The organism is Longimicrobium sp., assembly GCA_036389795.1.
Lineage (GTDB): Bacteria > Gemmatimonadota > Gemmatimonadetes > Longimicrobiales > Longimicrobiaceae > Longimicrobium.
Map to the genome: position 1 here is coordinate 19,693 of DASVWD010000014.1, position 11,823 is coordinate 31,515.

At 72.2% G+C, this 11,823-nt stretch carries 12 protein-coding genes; 9 read left to right on the forward strand and 3 right to left on the reverse strand.

Features of this window, described 5'->3' with window-relative positions; all coding sequences use genetic code 11:
* The first annotated feature begins 355 nt into the window (after positions 1–355).
* Positions 356–1,135, forward strand: coding sequence for an energy transducer TonB (locus tag VF746_01585; protein ID HEX8691104.1), 780 nt, complete (start codon positions 356–358; stop codon positions 1,133–1,135).
* Positions 1,136–1,330: 195 nt separating this feature from the next.
* Positions 1,331–2,353 (forward strand): tetratricopeptide repeat protein, encoded by a 1,023-nt coding sequence (locus VF746_01590; protein ID HEX8691105.1) that lies wholly within the window; start codon positions 1,331–1,333, stop codon positions 2,351–2,353.
* Positions 2,354–2,498: 145 nt separating this feature from the next.
* Here VF746_01590 and pyrE read toward each other — a convergent pair whose 3' ends face one another.
* The 3 genes from pyrE to VF746_01605 all read right to left on the reverse strand — a co-directional run bounded on the left by pyrE (position 2,499) and on the right by VF746_01605 (position 4,564).
* A complete protein-coding gene (gene pyrE, locus VF746_01595; protein HEX8691106.1) occupies positions 2,499–3,068 on the reverse strand; it encodes an orotate phosphoribosyltransferase in 570 nt (189 codons plus the stop codon).
* A 292-nt stretch (positions 3,069–3,360) separates the two neighbouring features.
* Positions 3,361–3,678 (reverse strand): hypothetical protein, encoded by a 318-nt coding sequence (locus tag VF746_01600; GenBank protein HEX8691107.1) that lies wholly within the window; start codon positions 3,676–3,678, stop codon positions 3,361–3,363.
* A 196-nt stretch (positions 3,679–3,874) separates the two neighbouring features.
* Complete coding sequence (locus tag VF746_01605; protein HEX8691108.1) at positions 3,875–4,564, reverse strand: hypothetical protein; 690 nt, start codon at positions 4,562–4,564, stop codon at positions 3,875–3,877.
* Between the two features lie 370 nt (positions 4,565–4,934).
* Between VF746_01605 and VF746_01610 the strand changes: the two genes are divergently transcribed.
* The 7 genes from VF746_01610 (at position 4,935) to VF746_01640 (ending at position 11,678) form a co-directional block, all read left to right on the forward strand.
* The gene (locus VF746_01610; GenBank protein ID HEX8691109.1) at positions 4,935–7,334 is read left to right on the forward strand and encodes a TonB-dependent receptor; all 2,400 of its coding nucleotides are present in this window, start codon (positions 4,935–4,937) and stop codon (positions 7,332–7,334) included.
* A 151-nt stretch (positions 7,335–7,485) separates the two neighbouring features.
* Positions 7,486–7,773: a hypothetical protein gene (locus VF746_01615; GenBank protein HEX8691110.1), complete on the forward strand. Its 288-nt coding sequence runs from the start codon at positions 7,486–7,488 to the stop codon at positions 7,771–7,773.
* A 273-nt stretch (positions 7,774–8,046) separates the two neighbouring features.
* Entirely contained in the window at positions 8,047–8,643 is a 597-nt protein-coding gene (locus tag VF746_01620; protein HEX8691111.1) for a dihydrofolate reductase family protein, read from the forward strand.
* Between the two features lie 144 nt (positions 8,644–8,787).
* On the forward strand, positions 8,788–9,186 hold the full coding sequence (locus VF746_01625) for a hypothetical protein (protein ID HEX8691112.1): 399 nt from the start codon (positions 8,788–8,790) through the stop codon (positions 9,184–9,186).
* A 97-nt stretch (positions 9,187–9,283) separates the two neighbouring features.
* Positions 9,284–9,907: a hypothetical protein gene (locus VF746_01630; protein HEX8691113.1), complete on the forward strand. Its 624-nt coding sequence runs from the start codon at positions 9,284–9,286 to the stop codon at positions 9,905–9,907.
* A 449-nt stretch (positions 9,908–10,356) separates the two neighbouring features.
* Positions 10,357–10,689 carry a PadR family transcriptional regulator gene (locus VF746_01635; protein ID HEX8691114.1) on the forward strand — a complete coding sequence of 111 codons (333 nt, stop codon included), beginning with the start codon at positions 10,357–10,359 and terminating at the stop codon, positions 10,687–10,689.
* A gap of 2 nt (positions 10,690–10,691) precedes the next feature.
* A complete protein-coding gene (locus VF746_01640; GenBank protein HEX8691115.1) occupies positions 10,692–11,678 on the forward strand; it encodes a hypothetical protein in 987 nt (328 codons plus the stop codon).
* The last annotated feature ends 145 nt before the right edge of the window (positions 11,679–11,823 follow it).

The window sequence follows — 11,823 nt, forward strand, 5'->3', positions numbered from 1 at the left end:
CGTTTGAGGTCCGGGCCCGCGGGTGCGACGCGTCCGGCGGGATCGGCGCGGCGGCGGGCCCCTCGCCGCGCGCGGACAAAATGCGATGCGAAACGGGATGGCGCGAGTGCCCCGGGCGCCTCTTCCGCCGCCGAATCCTGAAATCTCACAGAGGACACGGAGGACACGGAGGAACGGCGAGGGAGGAGATGTGTTCTCTCTGTGTCCTCCGTGTCCTCTGTGTGAGTCCAGGTTGTTTCGTCCACGCACGCACCCGTGGCACCCGCGGCGCGGCGCGATTAAGATTCGACGGAGAGGTTACGGCGCCGCCACGCGGCGGCGCCCAGGCGTGGCAACCCGCTTCCCCGGCACCGCCATGTCCCCCACGCGCCGGCTCCCGATCCTCGTCGTCCTCCTCGCCGCGGCCGGCCTCGCCGGCTGCGCCTCGCGGGGACAGCCCGGCCGCTCGCCGCTCCTCCTTTCCGAGCGGCCCGCCCCGAGCCAGCGCGCCTGCCGCGCGGCCCCCACCCCGGAGCAGCTCCCCGAGGCCGCGGAGCTGGTCGACGCGCAGACGTTCTCGGCCGAAGCGGCCCGGCTCTGGGAGTCGGCCGGGCGCCCCGCCGGCTACGTGCTGTTCTCCATGCGCTACGACACCGCCGGGACCAACGTCCGCCGCGCCGTCATCGAGCACGACGTGACGCCCGAGCTGGCCGACACGCTCCAGAAGCTCGTCTTCGCCCACCGCCGCCAGGCGGCGTCCGCGCGCGAGGAGTGGGGGGTGCGCCTGCGCGTGGACCTGGGGCAGGCGCCCGTGCTGCGCGTGGGCCGCCGCGAGGAGTGCCGCCCCGTCCCCACCGACTACGAGTACCGCGTGGCCGCCGGCGGCTTCGACGTGCGCTCGAGCGCCGCGTCGCCGCTGTCCTCGGCCACGCCCGTGGACCCGGGGCTGGTGTGGGTGCGCGTGTGGCTCGACGAGGGGGGCGTGGTCACCGACGCCCGGGTGGAGAGGAGCCTCTACCGCGGCAACTGGGAGGCGCTGCTACTGAACCAGGTGCGCGCCATGCAGTTCGCCCCCGCCCTGGACGACGGCTTCCCCGTGGCCAGCCAGACCTCCATCCCCATGCGCGTCCCCGTCGCCAGTGGCCGCCGCTGGTAGGCGCGCAGAGCGGGGACGCGGGCGGGGCGCGGGGCCGCCGCGAGGCACCGCGCCCTTTTCTTTTCCCGCGAAACACCCTATCCTGAACGACGGTACGGTTTCTCGCCGCGGCCGGAGCGTTCCGGCCGCGGCGCACCTGGCCCACCGCCGGACGGGCGCGGCGCACCCTGCCGCCGCCCGCCCGCCACAGCGCGCATGACCCACGTTCCCCCGTGCCCGCGCCTCCTGCCACGCAGGCTCGCCCCGCTCGCGCTCGCCGTGCTGGGGCTGGTCGCGTCGTGCGTCCCGCCGGTGCGGCGCGACCCCGGCCCGGTGGGGCGCCCCGAGGCCGTCTCTCTCTTCGGGCAGCCGCTCTATCCGCCCGAGCTGCCGCTGGAGACCCGCCAGCGCTACGAGCAGCAGCTGGCCGAGGCGCGCGCCGCCTACGAGGCCAACCCCAACGACGCCGACGCCATCATCTGGCTGGGCCGGCGGCTGGCGTACCTGGGGCGCTACCGCGAGGCCATCCAGGTCTTCAGCGAGGGGATCAAGAAGCACCCGTCCGACGCGCGGATGTACCGCCACCGCGGCCACCGCTGGATCACGCTGCGCAAGTTCGACCGCGCCGTGAAGGACCTGCGCACCGCCGTGCGCCTCACGCGCAACCGCCCCGACCAGGTGGAGCCCGACGGGCTCCCCAACGCGCAGAACGTCCCGCTCACCACCCTGCAGGGCAACATCTGGTACCACCTGGGGCTCGCCTACTACCTGCGCGGCGAGTTCGCGCGCGCCGCCAGCGCCTTCCGCGAAGACCTGCGGCTGGCGAAGAACGACGACAACACCGTGGCCGCCAGCGACTGGCTGTACATGAGCCTGCGGCGGCTGGGGCGCGACGAGGAGGCCCGCCAGGTGCTGGCCCCGATCCGGCGCGACATGAACATCATCGAGAACCAGTCGTACCACCGCCGCCTGCTGATGTACCGGGGCGAGCTGCCGCCCGACTCGCTGCTGGACGCTAACGGGAGGGCCTCGCTGGACGTGGCCACGCAGGGGTACGGGGTGGGGAACTGGTACCTGGTGAACGGGCGGGTGCAGGACGCCGAGGAGGTCTTCTGGCGGGTGACCTCGGCCGAGAACTGGGCCCCCTTCGGCTACATCGCCGCCGAGGCCGACCTGCGCCGCCTCACCCGCGACGCCGCCCGCCGCAACGGCCAGCGAGCCGCCTCCCGGCTGCAATGACGAAGGCTCCCGGACCGCTCCGGGGAGCCTTTCTCGTTCGACGCCGCGAGTGCCTGAAGACACCCGCTGGAACCACGGAAAGCCTCGCAAACCCCCGCGAGGCTTCAACAACAAACCCCATCGAGCGCCGAGGGCTTGCGCCGCGTCACGCGTCCGGCGCGTCCTCCATCGCCGCGAACAGCTCGGAGACGGTGAAGAGCGCGCGCACCGGGTAGCCCGCCGCCTCGATCGCCGCGCGGCCGCCCTCCTTGCGGTCCAGCACGGCCAGCACTCCCAGCACCGTCCCGCCCTCCGCCTCCACCGCCTGCACCGCCTTCAGCGCGCTCCCGCCGGTGGTGATCACGTCCTCGACCACCACCACGGCGTCGCCCGCCGCGAAGCACCCCTCGATGCGCTTCCCCGCCCCGTGCGCCTTGGGCTCCTTGCGCACCGTGAAGGCGTGCACCGGGTCGCCCGCCAGCCACGACGCGTGCGCGATGGCGTACGCCACCGGGTCCGCGCCCATGGTCAGCCCCCCCGCCGCCGCGGGCCCCCACCCCGCCGCTCGGATCGCCGCCAGCCCCAGCCGGCCGACGAGCGCCTGCCCTTCCGCGTGCGTGGTGGTGGTGCGCGCGTCCACGTAGAAGCGGCTGCGCGCCCCCGACGAGAGCACGAAGTCCCCCACCCGGAACGAGCGCTCCAGCAGCAGGCGCAGCAGGCGGTCGCGGTCTTCCATGTCGATCCCGGTCAGAGTGTCACGGCGAAAAACGGGAATGAGAACCAGGCGTCAGCATCTGCTCGAATCGCCGTCCTCCAGAACCGTCGAGTAGATCCCTCGGGTCGCTACCGCTCCCCTCGGGATGACATCCGTGTGATCGCCCCCTCCGCACCGATGCCGGCGCCCGCGTGCGGTTGAAGCCTCGCCCTCACCGACCTCGCGTCCGCACCGATCTCGTCGGCGAGGCTTTCTGCGGTTGTTGCCGCGGCTTCAGCCGCCTTTGCCCCGAGGCCAGCCCCTGAGAAGCCCCTCACCCCGCCGGCACCGGCGGCCAGGGGATCGCCACCCACTCCTCGATGGTCTTCGGCGCCGGGTAGGGCTCGCCGAAGCGCTCGTGCAGCGCCTTGATGGCCGCCAGCGTGTCGGCGTCGGCGCGGATGTCGCTGTCGGGGCCGAACTCGAGGAACTCCAGGAACACGTCGGGCACGTCCGCCGACAGGAAGGTCCATGCGTGCGCGCCGCGGGCGGTGGCCGCCGCGTGCAGCGCCGCCCACCCCTCCGCGTAGTCCTCGCGGGCGTCGGGGGGGACGTACCGGCGGATGCTCACCAGGCGCCGCTCGCCGCTCATTCGTCTGTCCTTCCGTTCAGTAGCCTCGGGACGGCGGCGAGCACCACGTCCGGCTCGCCGTTCTCAACCGCACTTTCGCACTCTCGCACTCTCGCACTCTCGCACTTTCGCACTTTCGCACTTCGCACTTTCGCACTTTCGCACTTTCGCACTTTCGCACTTTCGCACTTCGCACTTCGCACTTCGCACTTCGCACTCACGGCTGTCGCGGCTCGCGCCCGCGGCGGCTCAGCAGCTGGCCCACCACGAAGGCCCCGATGCGGGTGATCCCCGACGGCCGGTGCCGCCGCGCGATCCGCTGCGGGGCCAGGGCCAGCGGCTCCAGCACCTCCAGCGGCGGCCGCTGGTTCATCACCGCGAAGGCCAGCCGGTCCATCCCGTCGCGCAGCGCCCGGCGCCGCTCGGGGCCCGCGCCGCGCGCCAGCTTCCCCGCCGCGTCGCGGGCGCGCCAGAGCAGGTGCCGCACCCGCAGGTAGCCGCGCGGGTCCACCTCGTCGGGGCCCAGCACCGCGCGGGGGTACTCCTCCAGTAGCTCGTCCAGCAGCTCGTCGAGCACCACCGCCCAGGTGGGCGGGTCGTCCAGGTCGCGCGGGGGCATGGCCCGGTCGGCCAGCCCGTCCACCTGGCGCTTGAAGCGCAGCGCCGCCTCCACGAACCCCGGGGCGTCGTCGGGCAGCTCGGCCAGGAAGTCGACCACCGCGTCGTAGACCCGCGCCGCCGCCACCGCGTCCAGCGCGTCGATCTCGTCCACCAGGTCGCTGATGCGCGCCACCAGCGTCTCGCGGAAGCGGTCCATCGAGGCCGGGTGGAACTCCAGCCAGTAGCCCACCTCGGCGTCCACCAGCGCCTCCAGCGTCACCAGGCGGGCGAAGGTGTCGGCCCTCATCCGCCGCCCCCCCGCCCCGCCCGGACGGCCGCGCGCGCGGGCGGCCCGCGGGGTACGTCTGGTGTCCGGATCGGCGGCATGCGACGTTTGTGTACGGGCTCGGGGCGGCACGGGAGCGTCAAACTCTCCGCCGTCCCCCCGCCGCGTCAAGGGAACGCCCGCCCGGCCCGGGATGAATCGATCGTCTTTCGTCCCGCACTTCGGATGCATACGCGGCCCGGTGAACTGCTGGACTCACACAGAGGACACAGAGAAACACAGAGGAACACAGAGGAACAGCGAGCGCGAAGCGAAGTTCTCTCCGTGTCCTCTGTGCCCTCTGTGTGAAATTTCAAGAGACCAGCTCGCACGCTGATTCGTGGACTCCGAGATGAAGTGCCCCGTCCGCCCACCGCTCGCGCGGCTCGCCCCTGCGCTGCTGCTCGTCTTCGCGCTCGCCCGGCCGGCGGCGGCGCAGGGGACGGGGACGCTCGCCGGACGCGTCACCGGCGCCTCCGGCGGCCCCGTCGAGGGCGCCACGGTGACGGCGACCCCCGCGGAAGGCGGCGAGGCGCGCCGCGCCCGCACCGACGCGGGGGGCGCCTGGCGCATCGCCCGGCTCCCGGCGGGGCGCTACGCCGTCCGGGCGAGCCGGATCGGCTTCAACGCCGCCGAGCGCGAGGCGGCGGTCGCGGCCGGGGCGGAGGCGCGCGTGGACCTGCGGCTGGAGGAGGAGACCGTCGCGCTCGACCCGCTGCAGGCCACCGGGCGGCGCGACACCCAGCGCGAGCGCACGCGCTTCGAGACCGAGGCCGGCGTCACCACGCGGGTGATCGAGGGGCGCGAGCTGAAGATCCTCCCCGGGCTCGGCGAGGCCGACGTGCTGCGCGCCGTCGAGGTCCTCCCCGGCGTGGTCTCCACCTCCGACTTCTCCAGCGCCTTCCACGTGCGCGGCGGCTCGGCCGACCAGAACCTGATCCTCCTGGACGGCTTCCCGATCTACAACCCCTTCCACCTGGGCGGCCTCTTCAGCGTCTTCAACTCCGACGCCATCGCCCGCGCCGAGCTGCTGGCCGGCGGCTTCGGCGCGGAGTACGGCGGGCGCGTCTCCTCGGTGCTCTCCGTGGAGACGAAGCCCGGCGGCGGGCCCGAGGGCTTCGGCGCCGAGGCCGGCGTGTCGCTCCTGGCCAGCCGCGTGGCGCTGCACGGCAACCTCCCCGGCGGCGTGGCCGGCGCGCTGGGCGGCGGCGAAGGGAGCTGGCTGGTGTCGGGTCGGCGCTCGTACTTCGACGTCGTGCTCAAGCCCGTGGTCGACTTCCCCTACCACCTCACCGACCTGCAGGGGAGCGTGACGCTGGGGACCAGGGGCGGCGGGCGGGTGCGGCTGGTGGGGTACACGGGCGAGGACGTGCTCGACCTCTCCGACTTCGACGCGCCGGGGCTCGACGAGGAGGAGGGGAGCGTGCTGCGCATCCGCTGGAACTGGGGGAACGACGTGGCCGGCGTGCGCTGGGAGCAGCCGCTGGGCGCCTGGGTGGGCACCGCCTCCCTGGGCCTCTCGCGCTACCGCGAGTCGCTCGGCTTCGTCGACTTCTCCGACACGCGCTTCGTCTCGCGCATCGAGCAGCTCACCCTGCGCGCCGACGCGGGCCGCTCGCTGGGGAGCGCGCTCACGGTGAAGGTGGGCGGCGAGGCGTCGCGGACCCGCTACCGCAACCTGGGCGAGGCGGGGGGGACCACGTTCTTCGAGGGCGCGGAAGACGGGGTGCTGACCGGCGGCTTCGCGCAGGTGCGCTGGCAGCCGGACCCGGCGTGGATCGTGGAGCCGGGGCTGCGCGCCGACGCCTGGCACGCCGGCGAAAGCACCCGCGCGCACCTCTCGCCGCGGCTGGCGGTCAAGCGCTTCTTCGGCGCCGAGCGCGACGCGGCGGCCAAGCTGGCCGTGGGCCGCTACGTGCAGTTCGTGCACTCGCTCCGCGACGAGTCGCTCCCCGTCTCCAACGACAACTGGGTGACCAGCGACGCCAGCGTGCCGGCGCTGGTGAGCGACCAGGTGCAGCTCGGCCTGGAGAAGTACTGGGGCGAGCGCTGGTACGCCTCGGCCGAGGCGTACTACCGGAAGTACGAGGGGGTGGTGGACTTCAACGTGGCCGACGACCCCAACGACCCCGCCGACGACCTGCTGCGGGGCGACGGCTGGTCGTACGGGCTGGACCTGATGGTGCGCCGCGGCACGGGGCGGCTCACCGGGTGGGCCACGCTCTCGCTGCTGAAGGCCGAGCGCACCTTCCCCGACCCGCTGGCGGCGGGGATCGACGGGGTGCCGCGGGAGGTGACCTTTCCGCCCGTGTTCGACCGGCGGGTGGACCTGGACGTGGTGGCGCAGTATCAACTGCCCGGGAGGATCGAGGCGGGGATGCGGCTCAACTACGGCTCGGGGGTGCCGTACACGCGGCCGGTGGCGGCCTTCGTGGGCTTCGAGACCGACGTGGTGGGCGGCGGCTACCGCCTGCCGCGCCCGGTGGGCGACGACCCCGAGGTCCCGCTCTACATCGTCCCCGGCGAGCGCAACCGCGAGCGCTACCCCGCCTACCAGCGCCTGGACCTGACGCTGCGCCGCACCTGGCGCCGCCACTGGGGCACGCTCACCCCCTACCTGCAGGTCCTGAACGCGACCAACAGGCGCAACGTCCTCTTCTACTTCTACGACTACGACCGCACCCCGGCGACCCGCTCCGGCATCAGCATGTTCCCCACGCTGCCGGCGTTCGGCGTGGAGGCGACGTTTTGATCCGTGCACTCCTGCCTCCGCCGTCCTGTTTCCTCTCAGCCTCTTGCCCTCCCCACATGTTTCATTGCTTTTCGAATCGGAGCCGAGCATCTTCCGCCGCCGGTTCTATCGATCGGCGGTGCCACTTCACCCCATCATCCGGAGGAAAATCATGAAGAAGCTGAGGCTGGACCTGGACGCGCTGGAGGTGGACTCCTTCCATACCTCGTGGCTGGGCAACGGGGAAGGCACCGTTTACGGCGAGCAGGACAAGGTCTCCGGCGGGGGTGCCACGCAGTGCGGCGGCGTCCAGACGTGCGGCGGCGGCTGCCAGGTCTCGGGTGGCGGTGCCACGCAGTGCGGCGGCGTCCAGACGTGCGGCGGCGGCTGCCAGGTCTCGGGCGGCGGCGCCACGCAGTGCGGCGGCGTCCAGACGTGCGGCGGCGGCTGCCAGGAGTGAGGCAGGCGCCCCGCCCCGACCACGGTCGGGCGGGGCGGTAGCAACCACTGCCAATTCAAGAACGGAGAACTGCACCTGGCCGCAGTTCTCCGTTTTCTCCGCGCACGGCCCGACGATCGGCTGCAGGGGGATGCGGGGCCGCCCATGATTTCGCCGGACGAAAGGACTGCGCGCCGGCCCCGCACCCCTGACCACTGATTGTAGGGGGGGATGATCCGGGAGGACAGGGCGATCCCCTGAACGCAGTCTCCACTCCTCGAAAGGAACATCGCGATGTCGAAGGTTGTCGCCATCATGTCCATGTCGCTCGACGGCTACGTCGCCGACCTCCAGGATGGCGTGGCCGAAGTGTTCGACTGGTACTTCACCTCGGGGGACGTCGAATTCCACACCGGGGGGTCGGAGCCCATGACGTTCAAGGTGTCCGGGCCGAGCGCCGAGCACCTTCGCGGTCTCTGGTCCGAACTTGGCGCCGTGCTCACCGGCCGGCGCACCTTCGAGGTCGCCCACGGCTGGGGCGGAAACCACGCCTGGGGACCGGCATTCGTACTTACCCACCACGTCCCCGCCGGATGGCCGCGACCCGACTCGACGGTCCGGTTCGTGACCGACGGCATCGAAAGCGCCGTGAGCCAGGCCAAAGCCGCCGCCGCCGGGAAGTCCGTCGGGGTCCACGGCGCCGACACCATCCAGCAGTGCCTGAATGCCGGCCTCCTCGACGAAATCCACGTCGACATCGCGGCGGTTCTTCTTGGCTCCGGAGTGCGACTCTTCGACCACCTCGCCGGCACGCCGGCCGTCCTCGGCAACCCCTCGGTGATCCCGGGCGTCGGCGTTACACACCTGCGCTACCCGGTGCACAGGGCGTAGCTCTGTCCCACGCCTTTCAAGACGCTGATCACTGGAGATCGACTGGGGTTGCACGATGGCCGAACAGATCTGCAGCGCGGTTCCGTCGCTCGATGGTTAGTCGCGGATGAAACCGGCAGGTGAGCTTTGCGTCAGGCCGCCTGGTTGGACGAGTACGGCAAGCCCTCCGATCTCGTGGAATTCGAGCGGCTCACGATCCGACCTGTAGATCCCATGCCCTACATCCGCTGTCCGGTCTGCCAGGATCTGTACCATCTCCTGGTGAAGACTCCGTCGCTGGAAGAGTGGGAGCGGGAACACGTCCGCGAGCGTGACGCGGACGGGGTGCCGCTCCTCGAGTGCCCCGGATGCTGGATGGATCTCCGTGCCGGCCATCGCGTCCGGCTCCGATCGGTCCCGCAAGAGCTTGCCGGCGTGCTCGGCATCGGGCAGGAAGGCATCGTCGAATCGCCCGCCGGAACCGACGGCGGAGAGATTCTCGTGCGCCTGGGCGAAACGCTCGGTTCGTTCAAGCGAGAGGATCTGTCCTATATCCCAGGGTAGAGCGGCATCCGCCCCGCGTCCGATGGCGTGGAGGCGGCGTTCTGAGTTTTGCGAGGTGTCGCGCGGGATCGAGAAAGCCGGGATCGGAGAGAGGAGAATGGAGCGGATCCTTCCGGGCGAGGTCGCCTGGTACGTGACGGGGCGGTTCTACGCCGCCGAGGACGGGACGCTGCGCGACGCCGGCTACTTCCTGCACCTGCAGGGGGTCGGCGCGAACCTGTTCGGCGGCGACCCGGGCGAGGGGACGGCCTACCTGACGTTCCTGGCCGATCCGTTCACCGCCACCCGCGTCGCCAACGGCGCCCTGGCGCTCGGCCTGGATGCGGTGGGAGATTTCGCGGTGTACCTGAACCGTCGGCCGGGCGCCACCTTCGACGATCCCGCCTCGTTCGGCGCCGGCGAGCAGGTCGCGCGCTTCCGGCGCGTCAGCGTCGTCACGGGCGCCACCGTCGGCGCCGGGGAGAAGGACCGGCCGCTCTTCTCGCTCGACGTCTTTTCCGCGCGGCTCGTGTCCAGCCGGCCGTTCGAGCTCGGCGGCCGCCGCTACGACCTGCGCCGGCTGGTGCCGCACGGCATCACGCAGTGGGGAACCTCCGCCGCGACGGTGGCCGGAGACGTGCCGGGGTTCACGAGCGTGGTCCCCTTCGTGGGCTCCGCCATCGCCATCGGCGGCACGGGCGCGGCGGAAAGGCGGTCTTCCCGTTCGCGAGGACGTTCCTGACCGCCGAGGGGAGGCGGCGTGCTGAAGCGGCAACCGCGCTCCGTCCCGACCGCCGGTGGCCCGAGAGAGTGTTTCCAAACCGATCTTCAACAAAGCTGTCATCCTGAGGGCGCGTGCGCGCAAGTCATTATCACACCACGGCTTGTGCGCCCGAAGGATCTATGGGCGGCCTTGCACCGGAGCCGGCATTCGCGCAGGGCGACCCATAGCTCCTTCGGAAGCGTCCGACCATCTGTGCCTGGAGAAAGGATGGCGCGGACGCTTCCTCGGGATGACAATCCTCTCGGGACAGGGGGGCTCGGCAACAGACTGCGAGCCCGCTTTCGGAATGAGCATCGATCGGGAGTGATATGAGCCAACGCTCCGCCCCGGTTGTCAATCAACCTCTTGACAGCACATACTGTGTGCTATACAGTATGTGTCGCACACTGTGCGACAACGGGCCCGAGATGAACGACGACCTGTTCGAGAACCTTCGCCTGGAGCTACGCCGCGGGTCGCTGATCGTGGCGGTGCTCGCCCAGCTACGGCGCGAGCACTACGGCTACGAGCTGCGCAAGGCGCTCGCCGGGCACGGCATGGCGATCGACGAGAACACGCTGTACCCGCTGCTGCGCCGCCTGGAGAGCCAGGGGCTGCTGGAAAGCGAGTGGCGGGAGCAGGACAAGCGCGAGAAGCGCTTCTACCGCCTCTCCGGCGAGGGCAGGGCGATGCTGGAGAAGCTGCGGGAGGAGCGGAGGCAGATCGACGCGGCGCTGGACCAGATCCTGGGGGAGGCGTGACCATGGAGCTCCTCGACCGCTACCTGTCCGAAGTCGGCGCGCACCTGCCGCGCGCTGAGCGCGCCGACGTCGTCAGGGAACTCTCGGCGAACATCCTGGCCGAGGTCGAAGACCGGTCCGCCGAGCTCGGCCGGCCGCTGGACGACGCCGAGATCGAGGCCATCCTCACCCGGCACGGCGAGCCGATGCTGGTGGCGGCCCGCTTCCGCGGCGAGGACCGCAGCCTGGTGCTGGGCCGCCGCCGGCTGATCGGGCCGGAGCTCTTCCCGCTCTACCTGGCCTTCCTGCGCATCAACCTGGGGATCACGCTGGCGCTCTTCGCCCTGGTGGCCGCCGCGGCGCTGGCCCGGGGCGAGCCGCTCCCACGGGCGGCCGGGCGGGTGCTGGCCTTCCCGGGCGTCTGGCTCCCGGTGCTGGTGCAGCTCGCCGCCGTGACGCTGGTGTTCGTCGCCTGGGACCGGTGGAGCGCCCGGCGCCGGGGGAGCTGGCGCTTCCGGTCGGAGGGCGCGTACGCCCCGCCCCGCTGGGCGACGGCGGCCGGGCTGGTGGTCTGGGTCCTCCTCGCCGCCTGGTGGGCGGCGGTCCCGGTCTACCCCGCGCTCCTCTTCGGCGGGGCCGCCGACGGCCTGGCGCTCTCGCCGGCGTGGCGGTCGTTCCACGCGCCAGTGCTCCTGCTCCTGCTGGCCGGCGCCGCGCAGCGGACGGCCGACCTGGCGCGCCCGGGCCGGGTGTGGCCCCTGGCGCTCACCCGCCTCCTGGTCAACGGCGCCGGGCTGGCGCTGCTGTACGTGGTCTCCCGGAGCTACCCCCTGGTGGTGGTCGCCGACGGCGCGGGCGACGCGGAGCACTACCGGCGGCTCGCCCGCTGGCTCAACGCGCCGGCCCTGCTGTGGTGGCTGTGGCCGTACCTCCTGATCAACTTCGCGGCCCACCTCGCGTTCTGTCTGCGGCGGCTCCGCCGCGGGCGCGGGGCGGGTCCGGGCACCTGATCCTCGCGAAAAGAGGAAGCGATGAACCTCCCGACGCAGCGCACCGCGTCCGTCGCCGCCGCCGTGGTCATGGCGCTGGCGGCGGCGGGAGCCGGGGCGCAGACGGTCTCGGCCGCGGCCCCCTCCCCCGCCCTCCCCTCCGACG